General features: G+C 65.0%; 17 protein-coding genes and 1 tRNA gene. 2 read left to right on the forward strand and 16 right to left on the reverse strand.

All coding sequences use genetic code 11. From position 1 onward, the window contains the following. Positions 1-20: 20 nt before the first annotated feature. Positions 21-1058, reverse strand: a complete 1038-nt coding sequence (locus CFB40_RS12050) for an AraC family transcriptional regulator (RefSeq protein WP_089431291.1) — start codon at positions 1056-1058, stop codon at positions 21-23. Positions 1059-1263: 205 nt separating this feature from the next. On the opposite strand from CFB40_RS12050, the gene CFB40_RS12055 reads away from it, so the two are divergent. Beyond that, positions 1264-2373: a fatty acid desaturase gene (locus tag CFB40_RS12055; RefSeq protein ID WP_089425815.1), complete on the forward strand. Its 1110-nt coding sequence runs from the start codon at positions 1264-1266 to the stop codon at positions 2371-2373. A 9-nt stretch (positions 2374-2382) separates the two neighbouring features. Here CFB40_RS12055 and CFB40_RS12060 read toward each other — a convergent pair whose 3' ends face one another. From CFB40_RS12060 to CFB40_RS12095, 8 genes are all read right to left on the reverse strand, one after another. Then, positions 2383-3003 carry an HAD family hydrolase gene (locus CFB40_RS12060; protein ID WP_089431292.1) on the reverse strand — a complete coding sequence of 207 codons (621 nt, stop codon included), beginning with the start codon at positions 3001-3003 and terminating at the stop codon, positions 2383-2385. Between the two features lie 142 nt (positions 3004-3145). After that, a complete protein-coding gene (locus tag CFB40_RS12065; protein WP_089431293.1) occupies positions 3146-4018 on the reverse strand; it encodes a hypothetical protein in 873 nt (290 codons plus the stop codon). A 51-nt stretch (positions 4019-4069) separates the two neighbouring features. Next, complete coding sequence (locus CFB40_RS12070; protein WP_089425818.1) at positions 4070-4726, reverse strand: TerD family protein; 657 nt, start codon at positions 4724-4726, stop codon at positions 4070-4072. A 100-nt stretch (positions 4727-4826) separates the two neighbouring features. Next, a complete protein-coding gene (locus CFB40_RS12075; RefSeq protein WP_089425819.1) occupies positions 4827-5843 on the reverse strand; it encodes a DUF475 domain-containing protein in 1017 nt (338 codons plus the stop codon). 44 nt (positions 5844-5887) lie between these two features. Further along, positions 5888-6634, reverse strand: coding sequence for a VWA domain-containing protein (locus CFB40_RS12080; protein ID WP_089431294.1), 747 nt, complete (start codon positions 6632-6634; stop codon positions 5888-5890). 20 nt (positions 6635-6654) lie between these two features. Continuing rightward, positions 6655-7758: a toxic anion resistance protein gene (locus CFB40_RS12085; RefSeq protein ID WP_089431295.1), complete on the reverse strand. Its 1104-nt coding sequence runs from the start codon at positions 7756-7758 to the stop codon at positions 6655-6657. Between the two features lie 353 nt (positions 7759-8111). Continuing rightward, on the reverse strand, positions 8112-8528 hold the full coding sequence (locus tag CFB40_RS12090; RefSeq protein ID WP_089431296.1) for a hypothetical protein: 417 nt from the start codon (positions 8526-8528) through the stop codon (positions 8112-8114). A gap of 45 nt (positions 8529-8573) precedes the next feature. Then, positions 8574-9203, reverse strand: a complete 630-nt coding sequence (locus tag CFB40_RS12095) for a LysE family translocator (protein WP_089431297.1) — start codon at positions 9201-9203, stop codon at positions 8574-8576. 185 nt (positions 9204-9388) lie between these two features. Between CFB40_RS12095 and CFB40_RS12100 the strand changes: the two genes are divergently transcribed. Then, positions 9389-9479 (forward strand) — tRNA-Ser (locus CFB40_RS12100). 527 nt (positions 9480-10006) lie between these two features. Here CFB40_RS12100 and CFB40_RS12105 read toward each other — a convergent pair. From CFB40_RS12105 to CFB40_RS12130, 7 genes are read right to left on the reverse strand one after another with little or no spacing between them, the layout of a single operon-like run. Then, positions 10007-11944, reverse strand: coding sequence for a hypothetical protein (locus tag CFB40_RS12105; protein ID WP_089431298.1), 1938 nt, complete (start codon positions 11942-11944; stop codon positions 10007-10009). 1 nt (position 11945) lies between these two features. Further along, positions 11946-12140, reverse strand: coding sequence for a hypothetical protein (locus tag CFB40_RS12110; RefSeq protein WP_089431299.1), 195 nt, complete (start codon positions 12138-12140; stop codon positions 11946-11948). Continuing rightward, positions 12137-12322 (reverse strand): hypothetical protein, encoded by a 186-nt coding sequence (locus tag CFB40_RS12115; RefSeq protein ID WP_089431300.1) that lies wholly within the window; start codon positions 12320-12322, stop codon positions 12137-12139. Before CFB40_RS12115 ends, CFB40_RS12110 begins: the two co-directional genes overlap by 4 nt. Further along, positions 12319-12513, reverse strand: a complete 195-nt coding sequence (locus CFB40_RS37935) for a hypothetical protein (RefSeq protein WP_143329839.1) — start codon at positions 12511-12513, stop codon at positions 12319-12321. Before CFB40_RS37935 ends, CFB40_RS12115 begins: the two co-directional genes overlap by 4 nt. Then, on the reverse strand, positions 12510-12854 hold the full coding sequence (locus tag CFB40_RS12120; RefSeq protein WP_256976640.1) for a hypothetical protein: 345 nt from the start codon (positions 12852-12854) through the stop codon (positions 12510-12512). The genes CFB40_RS37935 and CFB40_RS12120 overlap by 4 nt, the downstream gene beginning before the upstream one ends. Then, positions 12851-13054: a hypothetical protein gene (locus CFB40_RS12125; protein WP_089431302.1), complete on the reverse strand. Its 204-nt coding sequence runs from the start codon at positions 13052-13054 to the stop codon at positions 12851-12853. The genes CFB40_RS12120 and CFB40_RS12125 overlap by 4 nt, the downstream gene beginning before the upstream one ends. Then, positions 13051-13263, reverse strand: a complete 213-nt coding sequence (locus CFB40_RS12130; RefSeq protein ID WP_089431304.1) for a hypothetical protein — start codon at positions 13261-13263, stop codon at positions 13051-13053. The genes CFB40_RS12125 and CFB40_RS12130 overlap by 4 nt, the downstream gene beginning before the upstream one ends. Positions 13264-13272: the final 9 nt, after the last annotated feature.

The following is a 13272-nucleotide window of genomic DNA, read 5'->3' on the forward strand; positions in this document are numbered from 1 at the left end:
AGGCCGGTGCGTAACCGCGTTCAGCGCCGCTCGCTCGGCGCGACGCCCGTCCAGCGCTTGAACGCCCGCGTGAAATTGGCGCGATCCGTATAGCCGACGCGCGCGGCGATCTCGTCGACCGGCAGCCGCGTGCCTTCGAGCAACCGCAGCGCGTCGCGCAACCGGATCTCGTCGAGCAGCGTCGAATAGGTCGCGCCGTACTCGGCGAGCTTGCGCTTGAGCGTGCGCGCCGACACATGCAGCTCGCGCGCGACGTCATCGACCGACGGATAGCCGCCCTCACCGCAAATCAGCAGGTTGCGCACGCGCTCGACGATGCTTTCCGCATAGCCGAGCCGCGCGAGTTCGGCCTCGCACTGCTGCACGATCATCTGCGCGGTGTGCGCGTTCGCGGTGCCGATCGGCTCGTCGAGCAACGCGGCATCGCAGCGGATGCGGTTCGCGCTCGCGTCGAAATGACAGCGCGGCAGCCGCGCGCGATAACGCTCGAACCACGGCGGCTCCGGCCATTCGAAATGGAGTTCGGCACGCGACTGCAGTGTGCGCCCCGGCACCGGATGCAGCAGCGAGTTGAACAGGATCGCCGTCTCGACCAGGAAGTTCTCGACCGCGAACTGGCGCAACCGGCCGAGCGGAAACGCTTCGAACACGTCGATGTCGACGATTCCGTCGAGTTGCGCGAGCCGCACCGAGAAGAACGGCACGCGCGTCGGCAGGTAGCGGATGCCGAGCGCGATCGCCTCGCCGAGCGTCGCGCAGCTCATCAGCCCGAAGCCGATCAGTCCCGCTTTCGTCAGGCTGCTGCGCAGGCCGATCTCGATCGCGATCGACGGGTCGTCCGTCGCGTCGAGCAGGTTGAACACGATCGCTGCCTGCTGCAGCGGCGTGATGCGCGCATCGGGCTGCGCGAGCCGGTCGCGCTCGACGCCCGAGCCGGCCAGCACGCGGCCGCCGTCGATGCCGCGCTCCTCGGCCAGCATCAGCATGAACAGCGCATACGCGGACGACACCGTCGCCTTGTTCAGCTGGCGCGCGGCATCCGGGACGGACAGGACCATGCGGCGGACTCCGGAGCGGTTTCGGCGGATTGTAGCGTCGCTGGCCCGCAATGACACCGGGGCGTGACTCTAGCCGCGCCGGCCGGCCATCGTGGCCCGAAATGACACCACCATTGGCACCGGCGGCCCTCGCGTGCGGTCCGGTGCGCGCCTATGCTTGTCACATCGGCATTGCGCCCCACCCTTTCCGCAGGAATCCCGGTCGATGAGCCAACCCGCACGAACCGCCTTTCGCCACGACGCGGACAAGGTCGCGTACGTCCGCCGCGAGGTCAACGCCGCGAGCGACGCGATTCGCGCGCGCTTTCCGCTGCTCGACAACCAGAACCTCGTCGGCGCGACCGTGATGGCCGTCTCCGTGAGCGCGATGCTCGCGATCGCGTGGCTCTATGCGCGCGGATCGATCGCTTGGTACGTCGCGCTGCCGCTCGCCGCGTTCGTCACGTCGCTGATCCACGAGCTCGAGCACGACCTGATCCACCTGATGTACTTCAAGAAGACGCCGTGGGCCTATCACCTGATGATGGCGCTGTGCTGGCTCACGCGGCCCGGCACGATCAACCCGTGGACGCGGCGGCGCATGCACCTGCATCACCACAAGGTGTCGGGCGGCGAATCGGATCTCGAGGAATACGGCATCACGAACGGCGAGCGCTGGGGCGTGAAGCGCCTGCTGATGATCGCGGACGGCATGCTCGCCGTCGTGCTGCGGCCGACCGCGATGCGCCGCAAGGTGAAGCAGTACGTGGCCGCGCAGCCGGTGCAGGATCCGTCCGAGCGCCTGCAGTTACGCGTCGAGCAGGTGTCGTCGTACATGCCGGTCGGTCACGTGTACTATGTGCTGTGGCATGCGTTCATCGTCTATCACGTCGGCCTGTTCGCGCTGCGTGCGTTCGGCTACCCGGTGACGGTGCCGGCCATGGTCGAGCGCGTGATGAGCGTCGTCGATTTCCTGGCCGTGGTGTGGCTCGGGCCGAACTTCGTGCGCAGCTTCTGCATCAACTTCGTCAGCTCGAACATGCATTACTTCGGCGATATCGATTCACGCAACGTGATCCAGCAGACGCAGGTGCTCAACCCGTGGTGGATGCTGCCGTTCCAGCTGTTCTGCTTCAACTTCGGCAGCACGCACGCGATCCATCACTTCGTGGTGCGCGACCCGTTCTACATCCGCCAGCTGACCGCACGCACCGCGCATGCGGCGCTGCGTGAAGTCGGCGTGCGCTTCAACGACGTCGGCACGTTCGCGCGGGCGAATCGCTGGGGCAGTTATCGTCCGGCGCGCGGCACGCGCCAGGCTCAAGCCGACGCGTAACGCACCACCTCAACCGCCGATCGGCGGCATCGGCCCTTGCCCGCGGATCCACGACCAGTTCGCGAGCTCGGCCATTTCCTTGTCGCCACGGCTGTCGCCGTACGCGAACAATTGTTTCGGCGGCCGGTCGCCCCACCACCCGCGCAGCCGCACGACCTTCTGCGGCCCCCAGCAGTTTTCGCCGTCGAGCCGGCCGGCGAAGGCGCCGCGCTCGAATGCCAGCCGCGTCGCGAGCACCGCATCGAAGCCGGCCGTCTTCGCCCACTTCTCCAGATACAGCGACGGCGACGCGCTCACCAGCACGACTTCGTGCCCGCGTGCCCGATGCTCGCGGATGCGTTCGAGCATTTCCGGGCGCACGAGGCTCGGCAGATAGGTGTCGACGAACGTGCGCGCCTGCGCATCGAGCGCATCCTCGCGCACCGGCCCGAACGCGAACGATGCGAATTTCGCTTTCGCATCACCGCGCGACAGCAGCCCGGCCTTCATCGCAACGATCCACGGCAGCGCACGCAATCCGGCCCACGCGAAGCGCGGCGTGCCGACCGCATAGCGGACGAAATGGCGAAAGCTGTCGGTCGTCGTGATGGTGCCGTCGAAATCGAATGCGGCAACGATGCGGTCAGTCATGGAGAATCGGCGGGAAAGCGATGAGATGCCCGGGAAGATAGCAGACTCGCGCCAGCGCACGTGAAATGGCGTGACGCGACGTGGCCTGCGCAGCGAACACGCGCGCCGCAGCGCACGCGTTCGTGCCCGTCGCGCCGTGTGCTCAGCGCTGCGGCCGCGCCGCCAACGCCGCCGGCAGCACGACGTTCATCAGGTGATCGGCGCGCGACAGCAGATCGGTCACGCGCTCGTCGAGCCCGCGCAATTGCGCGGGTTGCATGCGGATCTGCTGCACCGCCTGCCCGACGATGTTGCGGCGGTCGAACAGCGTGCGCTCGACACCCGCGTCGTCCGGTGCGCGCACGACGTCCGACACCGCGCTCAGCGCCGCAAGCACGACCACGAGGTTTTCTTCCGCATGGCGGACCTTCGCGGCGAGTTCTTCGGTACGGCGCGGGAAGAAGCCGAGCGACTGCTTGAGCGCCCCGATCGCCGCGCGGTAGTCGACATGGCCCGCCGCCGCGCCGAACCAGCGTTCGAACATGCCCGCCTTGCGCGTCGCCTGCGCGAGCATGCCGGCCATCATGTCGGCCGCGCCGAGCTCGTTGAATTCGCGCGTCGTGGCCGCCACGGCCTCGACGAGGTTGCCCGCCGCCTCCAGCGCGCCGTCACCGATCGTCGCGATCGTCGCGAGCTTGAGCGGCACCAGTTGCCGGATGTGCCGCTCGATGCGCGGCGCGTAGTCGGGATAGAGATTCGGGAAACTGGCCTGCGCGGCGCGGAAGCACGCTTCGAGCTGCGGATGGTTCGATTCGCCGAACACCGCACGGCCGACCGCCTCGGCCGGCGCCGTGCGCACGGTCTTGCCGGACGCGGGCGCCGGCCCGAAGTCGAGCGCCTGCGGCGCGGGCCGCTCGGGCCCGCGTGCAACCGGCGCCGCGGCCGCGGGCGGCGCGTCGAACGCAAGACGCCCGGGCGTGCGCTCGGGCGTCGTATCGAACTCGAGCCGCTTCGGCTCGTCGGACGGATTCGTCATCGCTGCTTCCTGCCCGGCGCGGCGGTATCCCGCCGGCCGGGCTGCCGCCAGTCAGACCGCGCCGCCGTACGCGCGCACGAAGTCGCCCAGGCCACGGTTGTAGCCGGCGCCGACCGCCTTGAACATGAAGTGACCGTCGCGGCGATAGAAGCTGCCGACCTGCACCGACGTCTCCATCGAGAAGTCTTCCTCGAGCGCGTACTTCGCGATCACCGCGCCCGACACTTCGTCGGCGATCTGGATGTAGCTGTTGCGCACCTGGCCGAAATTCTGGCGACGCGCTTCGGCCTGGTCGATCGTCACGACCACCGAGATTTCCTCGATGTCCGCGGCCAACTTCGTCATGTCGATGAAGATCACCTCGTCGTCGCCGTCGCCGCTGCCCGTGCGGTTGTCGCCGCTATGCACGACGCCCAGGCACTTCGACGCGGGCATCCCGCGCTTCGGGAAATCGTCGCCCGGCTGGATGAACGTGTCCTTGCGCTCCATCGTGCGCACTTCGCTGTTGTAGAACACGAAGTGCTGATCCGAGATCAGCTTCGGATTGCTCTGCGCGTCGTACTTGCACAGGAACACCGACACGTCGAGATCGAAGTCCGTACCCGTGTCCGTGGCGTTCGCATCCCAACCGAGACCGATGCGGAACTTCTGCGTGCCGGGCGCTTCCTTCGACAGGTTGACGCGACCGCCTTTCGACAAATTGATCATCTGAACCTCTTCTGCTGGAACCGCCGTTGTGCCGGCGGCAATGCCGGGCCGCCCTGCGCGGCCCCTCGTTGATGGTGTTCGACCCGCGCGCGACGCCAGGTCACTCGCCCGCTACAGCCGTGCGGTCTTCCTTGCGTTGCACGACGATCGACGACCACACGGCCGCCGCGATCATCGCCGCACCGACCAGGCCGGTAATGACCTCGGGCACCTCGAACTTCACGCCGAGGAACATGATCGTTGCGAGCGCACCGATTGCCCAGAACGCGCCGTGCTCGAGATAGCGGTATTGCGCGAGCGTGCCCTTCTTCAGCAGCACGAGCGTCATCTCCCGGATATACGCTGCACCGACGCCGAGGCCGAGCGCGATCAGGAAAATGTTGTTCGACAGCGCGAACGCACCGATCACGCCGTCGAAGCTGAACGACGAATCGAGCACTTCGAGGTACATGAAACCCGCGACGCCCTCGCGCACCACGCGCGTACCCGTGTCCTCGCCGCCGATCAGGTCGCCGATGCCGTGCGCGATCACGAAGCTGATCACGCCGAACGCCCCCGCGAGCAGGAAGGCCACCTGCTCGGCTGCCGGCACGTAGAGCGACGCGACGATGACGATGGCGAGCGTCAGTGCCACTTCCAGCGCCGTGATGCGGCCGAGGTGGCTCATCGGGCCTTCCAGGAAGCCGATCCAGTGCTCGTCCTTGCCGGTGTCGAGCATGAACTTGAAGAACACCATCAGCAGGAACGCGCCGCCGAATGCGGATACCTGGTGATGCGCGGACGTGAGGATCGACGCGTACTGCGCCGGCGACTCGATCGCGAGCTTCAGCGCGTCCCACATGCCGATGTGGCCGATCACCGCGACGATCAGCAGCGGGAACACGAGCCGCATGCCGAACACGGCGACCGGCAGGCCGAACACCATGAAGCGGTTGCGCCACTTCTCCGACCAGTTCTTGAGCACCGATGCGTTGACGACCGCGTTGTCGAGCGACAACGAAATTTCGAGCACCGACAGGACCGCGACGATCAGCATGTCCTTCACGCCGCCGAGGAGATAGGCCGCGATCAGCGCGAGCACCGTGAGCGACAACGGGATCTTGAAGTCTTTCAACATGATGGGGGTAATCGAGTTCGGGATAAAAGGCGGGCGGGCTGCGCTTACTTCGCGCGCACCCAGTCGCAGAATTCCTGCGTGATCAGCTGTTCGTAGATCTGTTCGTCGCTGACGTCGAGCGATTCGAGATGCAGGAAGCCGACGTTCGGCATCTCGTCCGCGACTTCCGCGAGGAAGCCGAATTCGCTCGGATCGCCGACGCCGACGAGCGACCAGTACAGCGGGTAGTGCTGCGACTCGGCGAGCAGCTGGCGCACGCGCTTGCGGTCGTTCTTCGGGTTCTGGCCGTCGGTGACGAACAGCACCCATGCGGGCAGATGGCCGTTCACCGGCGCGGCGGCGGCCGGCGCGGGCGCCTCGTCCGCGCCGCCGAACAGCCGGCTCAGGAAGCCGCGCTTCTCTTCGTGCTTCGGCGACGGCGCCGGCGCACGGAAGAAGAAGTCGACGATGTCGTTCATCACCGGTGCGTACTGCGTGCCGCCCCACTTGTCGATCCGCGCGTTGAGCACGTGGTCGGAAATATACGAACCGTAGTTGTCCGGCGTTGCGGTCGGCAGGCGGTCGTAGCCTTCGGTGAAGGTCCACGTATCGACTTCACCGTTGTCGTCGAACTTCAATGCGATGCCGAGAATCCGGTCGTGCGTGTCCTGGATCACGCCCGACTGGTACAGCGGCTTCGCGGAGCCGGAGATGTCGAGCGCCGCGCCGACGCGCACGACGGGCGGCTTCAGGATCTGGCGTTTTTCGAGGACGATCGCGACCTTCGCCGCGCGTTTCTCAAGCGTAATCATGCGGTGTTCTCTCGGTTCTTTCAGTTGTGCTTCGGAGCGAATCGGGTGATCAGGTCCTGTTCGAGCTGGCGCAGGCGCGGTGCGTCCTGCTCACGCTGGCGACGGCCGTCGGCGATGATCTGCGTGATGTCGTCGAATGCGCCGAACAGCTGCTGCTGCGCGTATTCGAACGTGTCGGTCGAGATCACCGGGCGCTGGCTCAGCTTCGCGACTTCCTGCGCGTTCTGGCGGTTCAGGTCGGCCTGCGCGCGGATCGCCTCGTCGGCCGCGTCGTACGTCGCATTGGCGAGCGCCGCCGCGCGCTTCGTGCTGAGCTGCTCGAGGTAGAGCGCGAACGCGTTGGTCCACGCGGGGATCAGCACGGTCTTGATCGTCATGAACTTCGACGTCAGCGTGCGTTTCTGGTCCTGCTCCATCCGGATCTGCGGCGCGAGCTGCTTCGACATCAGCATCGCGCGATCGAGATCGTCGAGCTTGCTTTCGAGCGCGTCGACCTTGCGCTTCACGTCGAGCAGGCGCTGTGCGGCAAACGCGTCGTCCACCGGCTGCTGGCCGGCCGCGAGATGCGCACGCAGCGCCGCGAGCGCCGTTTCGCCGTGCGCCTTCGACTGCGCGAGCTCCTGGTGCAGCGCGTAGTTGTCGTTGTACATCCGCTCGAGCTCGTCGATGCCGGCCTTCTGGCGCTGCGCATGGTTCTCGAGCTCGACGACGAGCGTGTCCATCCGCTTGCTCACCGACTCGTATTGCGACAGCAGCTTCTCCTTGGTCGAGCGGAACAGCCGCGTGACCTGGGTGAGCAGCCCGCCCTTGTCGGCGCCGCGCGGGTCGAGCCCCTTGGCGGTCGCGATCAGTTCGTTGAGCTTGTCGCCGAACTGGTCGGCATCCGACGCGCGGACGCTCGCGAGAATCTGCTGGGAGAAGGCCGCGATCCGCGTGCCCTGCGTCGCGCCGAGCTGGTCGATCTCGTCGACGGTGATCAGGCGGACGTTCTCAGTCGGGCGTGCCGCCGGCGTGGCAACGGCGGCGGCAGGCACGATGACGGGCGCTGCAACGGGTGACGAAGACGGGGTGGAAGGACGATCGCTGACCGCATCGGAATTCTTGTCGTCGAAGAGCGGCTTCATGTGGCTACCACGTTTCCTTTTCTGCTTTCTGCTGCGTGTTGTCATGCGCGCGAGGCGCGCATCCGCGATTGCCGCCGTGCTCTCTCACGGGCGGCAGACGGACAATAAATGGCCCGAGCGCGTTGCGTCAAGGGAAGGAATTCTTTCAATTTCCATTCATTTTGTAATGTGACGGGTAGACGCGAAGCCCGATCGTCGCTGCTTCTGCCGTCATGCATGCAGGCCACGCAAGATTCGCGCACATCGAAACTTACATGTCAGATCAATGTGAAAGAGAAATGAAACCGCCTGTACCGGCGGGTTTCAGACGACGCGCCTACGTGGACGAGACGCGCGCGAGTGCCGATCGCGCGCTACCGGTCCTGCACGCGATTCATCCCGAGCCGAGGCAGCACGATCGGCACCGATCGGTCACGAATCGTGAAATCCCACCGTCCTTCGACGTCCACGAACGTCGCGCTGAAATGGCGGTCGTCGGCCCACGTCATGTCGTCCAGATGGCACGACGCGTACATCGCGCCGACCGTGCGCCGCGCGAGTTCCTTCAACGGATCCTTCGACACGAGCGTGAACGTGACGGCCTCCTCGAACAGGCAGTCGTAGTCGGTGACGAGCAGATAGGCGTCCGGCGTCTCGAACTGGCGAAGCAGCACATAGCCGGAAACGGTGAGGCCGCAACGTTCGCCGTTCACGAGCACATGCGTGCGCGACGGCCACACTTCATACGGACCGTCGTGCGTTTCGAGCGTGAAGCGCTCGATCGGCTTCATCGCCGAGCCAGCTGGTGGAGGGCTTGTTCCCGATGCATCGCCGCGTCAGTTCGCGGCCTTGCGATACAGCGCGACGTAGCCCGCGAGCATCAACAGCAGCGACCCGCTGACACGGTTCAGCCACTTCTCCCCCGCGGCCTTCCACACGCGCACCGAATGCACGCCGAGCAATGCATAGCCGGTCATCCCGATAACGTCGATCGCAACGATCGTCGCCGCAAGAATCGCGTACTGCGGCGCGATCGCATACGACCGGTCGACGAACTGCGGCAGCAGCGCGGACATGAACAGGTAGTACTTCGGGTTGCTCATCGCGACGAAAAAGCTCTTCAGGAACGCGGTCCGGCGATCGGGCGTCGCGTGATCGAGCGCCTGCGCAGCGGCGGAGCCGCCGGATGACAGCAGCATCCGCACGCCGACATAGGCGAGCCACGCCGCACCGGCCAGCTTCAGCGTGACGAATGCCGTTTCCGACGCGTCGAGCAGCATCCCGAGACCGCACCCGACCAGCGCAACGAGCACGACATCGGCCGTGACAGCCCCCAGCATGCCGACCATCGCGTGACGCAATCCGTACCGCGAGCCGTTGCTCATCGCGAGCAACACCGTCGGACCGGGCGTCGCGACGCCGACGGACAGGATCAGGGCAAATGCGAGCAAGGCGGACAGCGACATGGCGGGCGTTCCTGTTGAACGAAGGGCTGGAAAATGCAGGCGGACGGAGCATGATCGCATGATGGTGCGGCCGCCCGCTCGACGGTTGTCCGGCGGGCCGCCGACCTCGCGCCCCGTCCGATTTGCATGGCTCGTCGGACGGGGTGGCGGACTGCCCCCGGAGTTTGCTATACTCTCGGTCTTCCGGAGAGATGGATGAGTGGTTTAAGTCGCACGCCTGGAAAGCGTGTATAGGTTAATCGCCTATCGGGGGTTCGAATCCCCCTCTCTCCGCCAGAATTGACCGCAAACGCTTGATTTACAAGTGTTTTCGGATACGAGAAAAACTCTACATACGTTGCTACATACGCGATGAAATGCGATGTAGCAAAGCAAAAACCCCCGGTGACGCCGGGGGTTTTTGCTTTCAGGGTTGCCCCACCGCGCGCGCGACACGATCACCGAAACTGGCAGCCCCTTCCGCGTTCACGCGGAGGGGCCTCATCTTTCTGCGTTTGCCTCCAGTCTGGCCTGCGCGCTTCAATGATGCCAGCCTGCTGCTGATTGATTTAACTGCCGCCACTATATCGGCCAGTTCTTGGTGCGCCGGTCCCGTGTCCATTGCTGAAAGATCGGAACACGTCGTGATCTCAGTTCGCAAGCGCGCCAAACGAGATTCGATTTCCTCCAAGTCAGTGTTCCATTGCGCCACGGTATCAATTGCAGGTCTGCGCTTCGGCATGTTGGTCCTCAAAGTGATGGCGCCGTCAGTCTGACATACCCCGCCAAAAGCAAAAAGGGCCGCCCGAAGGCAGCCCGTCCGGTTACTGGCTCGCGCCGTCGAACATCGAACTTCGCCGTCGCACGCCGTCGCGCTGATCCAGCTTCCGCACCACCGTGTCGGCGATCTGGTTGTGATCCATCCCAGGTGCAGCGGTAACGTTGATGCTGTAGGACCGGCTATCGTTCATGATGTTTTGCGTCGTGCCGCGCATGGGCGGCACGGACGGCAGCGCACCAGGCTTGTCGAGTTCGCCGGCATCCACGCGCGCCTTCGCAGATGGCGTCAGCTTCGCGCCGCCGTGGTCTTTCACTGCATCGACTTCCGACTGGCTGATCGGCCGGAAGGCGTAGGCCGCTGCCGCCAGCGTGCCGAGCGCCAAAACTGCAATGCCAATCGGGTTCGCGAGTGCCGCGAGTGCCGAGCCAAGGCCACCAACTCCGCCGCCAAGCGCTCCGACCAAGCCGGTTACAGCAGTTTTTGCCAGCCCCGCCGCAGCCAGACCGGAAACGGCAGTCGTCAGGCCCACCACGCCATACGTCACTGCCTTGAACGCGGTGGGCGACTTGTCGGCGAATCGGTTCAGCGCTTCCAGGACCGATGCAGTCTTTTCCATCGCGGTGGCGAAAGCCGGCAGCAGTACATTGCCGACGCGCACCTGGGCGTCGTTCAGGCGGGCGCGTGCGTTGTCGATCTTGCCTTGAGTGGACGCGCGGTTAGCCGCGTCCGACTCGTCAACGCCGTTTGCGATATCGACGTTATGCCGGTCCTTCGCGATGTTGTGCGAGAACCGCAGGCGCTGCATCAGAATGTTCGCCGCGTTCGTGTTCGACGCGATGCTGTTCACGAACTTCGCAATCTGCGCGGGGTCCTCCAAATCGACGCCGCGCGACTTCGCGATGGGCGCAAGGTGCTTGTCTACCCACGCCTGCGGGTCGGACAGGAACAGCGCATTGTCGATAAGCGCGCTGGATGAAACCTTTTTCACCTTGCCGGTTTTGTCGAACTGAACGCCGCCACGATTGAGCAGCCCCAGCTTCATCATTTCATCGAACGCGCCGTGCGTCTGGTGGCCGCCAATCCAGGCGTTCACCAGCGTGCTGGATGCGGTGCCATAACCGTTCGCACCCATCGCTTGCATCAGGAACGTGTCGCCGAAGAACGCGCGGTCGTTCATTGCCGCCACGGCGCTTTTGCCGCGTCGGATCGCCGTCAGCATATCGTCAGCGGTGACGACGCCATTCGAACCAGTCAGCGCCTTGAACGCCCAATTCTGCTTTTCGCGCAGCGCTTCAGGCGACGATGCGCCGCCGCGTTCTTCCGCGATCTTCGCGAGACTGTACGCGGCATCTTCGCTGATTTGGTTCTTGTGGCCGCGATTGTACAGCTGCAGGCCGGAAAGTGCCTTCAGCGTGTTGGGCAGCGCTTCGATGGCGTGGTGCGCATCACCTAGTGCAGTGCGCAGTTCGCTGACGGTTTCGGTTGCCCTGGTGATGGAAACGCCGAACTGCTTTGAGTCCTGCGCGGCCTTCACCATCGCCGCCGCATCTTCCTTCGACACGCCAGAATTGCGAATCACGTTGACGGCGTTTTCGCGCTCGATTGCGGACCCCACCAGCGGACGCGTAATAAGGCCAGCAGCCACGGTGGCCGCCCCTACGCTGCGCAGGATAGTGCCGCCGACGCCCACAATGGTTTCGGTGCGCTTGCGAGCGGCAGTCAAGCGCTCCTGCGCTCGGCGTGCGCGGTCGAGTTCGGTGGTCAGCTGCGAATAGCGGTTGCGCAAGCCGTCCACGTTCATACCGGCGCGGCCCAGGTCGCGAATGCTGCGACCCAGTAGGCGCTGCTTCGATTCCAGCGCGGTAACGTTCTTGCCGACGCCGGAAATGGATTTGTTGATCGTGCCGAACGCATTCTTCAGCGTGGGCGCGATTGCGCCGCCTATCTGAATTGTCGCGTTTAAACGCTGGTTCTTTGCCATATCAGTGAATCACCCTGTCCGTGTGCTGCATTTCGAACATCGCCACTTCGGCTTCCAGGTCGGCCATCAGCTGTTCAGCTGCGGCGACCTCATCCAGGGCTTCCTGCTGCAGCACGCTGATGATGCCGTCTACGTGCTTTTGCAGCGTGGCCGCCCGCTTAGCTGCGCGCTCGGCGCGCTTCGTTTGCTTGCTCATGCGTGCACCAGATTCGGCAGCGACGGGATATGCGCGATCAGGACGGGGAGCAGGGCGTCTGCCAGGCGTTCGCGTGCCGCGTCGTCAATCGGCTGTCCCGCAAACGGTTCGAGTGCATCGGCCGCGTCTTGCGCGAACGCGCGGGCGATATTGTGTGCGAGTGTTTCGATGTGATTGCTCATTTGTGATCTGCGAGTTTGATTTCTTCGGCAGCTTTCATGGCGGCTGCCGACAACGCCAGTGCATCAGCGCGTCGTCGCGCTCTATCCGCTTCGGTGACGATGGGACCAAGCAGTAACGCCACGGCACGGTCCCAAGTATCGGTTTTGTCTCGCGCCCACACCGCGTGCCCGCGTGGCTCGCTGATCTTCATCGCGCCACCAGCTGCTGGGCGCGGCCAAGGGCCACCAGGGCAGCGTCGCGCGTCAGGCCGTTGCGTTCGAACAGCTTGCCGAACGCGGCCACGTCTTCGTCGGATGGCCTGTCCTTGGTTCCAGCAAGCCAACCCAAGGCCACCAGCGTGTCGCGGTTCGGGCGGTTGCGCAGCCCTTCGGCGCGTTCCTCGCCCTTGCGCAGGTAGCAGAAGAACGCAACGTCGAACTTGCCGCGCTCGATAGCGGGAATCAGCTTGTCGTCGCGATACTGGCCGACGCGACGCGGGGTAATTTCGAAAATCTCCGCAATCTCGTTTGCGGTCATCAGGTGGGTGTTCATTGGGTGACTTCTCCGGTCGTTGCGGGTGTCCAGTCCTTCAGGGCGAAGGCAAGCGGGCGCCAGGAACGCAATGCGTCACGCAACCGGCCAGCGGCGGCGCGGCTATCGAGCGGCACGCGCACGTCCTGACTGATTTCGTCAGCCGTTGCGATGGTGCCGGCGAGCATCGCGAACAGGTTGTTCTGGTCGATGCCGCTCATCGACGGTCACCCCGCAAAATCGACTCGTTCCAGTCGGCCTTGCGCGCGCCACGCGGTGCGGGATGGTGGCGCTTGCCCTTGCCGTACCTGCGCTTGCCTGCGCCCTGGCGCGGCGTCGGTTGCGGTTCGTGCGCGATGGCAGGTGCGACTTCGGCAGCGGGCGCCCGTTCGGCGCGACGGCGGAACAGCTTCAGCAGCAGGGCCTTCATTGGCTCGCC

It is taken from the genome of Burkholderia sp. AU31652, assembly GCF_002223155.1.
GTDB lineage: Bacteria > Pseudomonadota > Gammaproteobacteria > Burkholderiales > Burkholderiaceae > Burkholderia.

Bases quoted from the DNA above. Each gene is read 5' to 3' on its own strand.
- CFB40_RS12050 (WP_089431291.1), bottom strand. From the start codon at position 1,058: ATGGTCCTGTCCGTCCCGGATGCCGCGCGCCAGCTGAACAAGGCGACG.
- CFB40_RS12055 (WP_089425815.1), top strand. From the start codon at position 1,264: ATGAGCCAACCCGCACGAACCGCCTTTCGCCACGACGCGGACAAGGTC.
- CFB40_RS12060 (WP_089431292.1), bottom strand. From the start codon at position 3,003: ATGACTGACCGCATCGTTGCCGCATTCGATTTCGACGGCACCATCACG.
- CFB40_RS12065 (WP_089431293.1), bottom strand. From the start codon at position 4,018: ATGACGAATCCGTCCGACGAGCCGAAGCGGCTCGAGTTCGATACGACG.
- CFB40_RS12070 (WP_089425818.1), bottom strand. From the start codon at position 4,726: ATGATCAATTTGTCGAAAGGCGGTCGCGTCAACCTGTCGAAGGAAGCG.
- CFB40_RS12075 (WP_089425819.1), bottom strand. From the start codon at position 5,843: ATGTTGAAAGACTTCAAGATCCCGTTGTCGCTCACGGTGCTCGCGCTG.
- CFB40_RS12080 (WP_089431294.1), bottom strand. From the start codon at position 6,634: ATGATTACGCTTGAGAAACGCGCGGCGAAGGTCGCGATCGTCCTCGAA.
- CFB40_RS12085 (WP_089431295.1), bottom strand. From the start codon at position 7,758: ATGAAGCCGCTCTTCGACGACAAGAATTCCGATGCGGTCAGCGATCGT.
- CFB40_RS12090 (WP_089431296.1), bottom strand. From the start codon at position 8,528: ATGAAGCCGATCGAGCGCTTCACGCTCGAAACGCACGACGGTCCGTAT.
- CFB40_RS12095 (WP_089431297.1), bottom strand. From the start codon at position 9,203: ATGTCGCTGTCCGCCTTGCTCGCATTTGCCCTGATCCTGTCCGTCGGC.
- CFB40_RS12105 (WP_089431298.1), bottom strand. From the start codon at position 11,944: ATGGCAAAGAACCAGCGTTTAAACGCGACAATTCAGATAGGCGGCGCA.
- CFB40_RS12110 (WP_089431299.1), bottom strand. From the start codon at position 12,140: ATGAGCAAGCAAACGAAGCGCGCCGAGCGCGCAGCTAAGCGGGCGGCC.
- CFB40_RS12115 (WP_089431300.1), bottom strand. From the start codon at position 12,322: ATGAGCAATCACATCGAAACACTCGCACACAATATCGCCCGCGCGTTC.
- CFB40_RS37935 (WP_143329839.1), bottom strand. From the start codon at position 12,513: ATGAAGATCAGCGAGCCACGCGGGCACGCGGTGTGGGCGCGAGACAAA.
- CFB40_RS12120 (WP_256976640.1), bottom strand. From the start codon at position 12,854: ATGAACACCCACCTGATGACCGCAAACGAGATTGCGGAGATTTTCGAA.
- CFB40_RS12125 (WP_089431302.1), bottom strand. From the start codon at position 13,054: ATGAGCGGCATCGACCAGAACAACCTGTTCGCGATGCTCGCCGGCACC.
- CFB40_RS12130 (WP_089431304.1), bottom strand. From the start codon at position 13,263: ATGAAGGCCCTGCTGCTGAAGCTGTTCCGCCGTCGCGCCGAACGGGCG.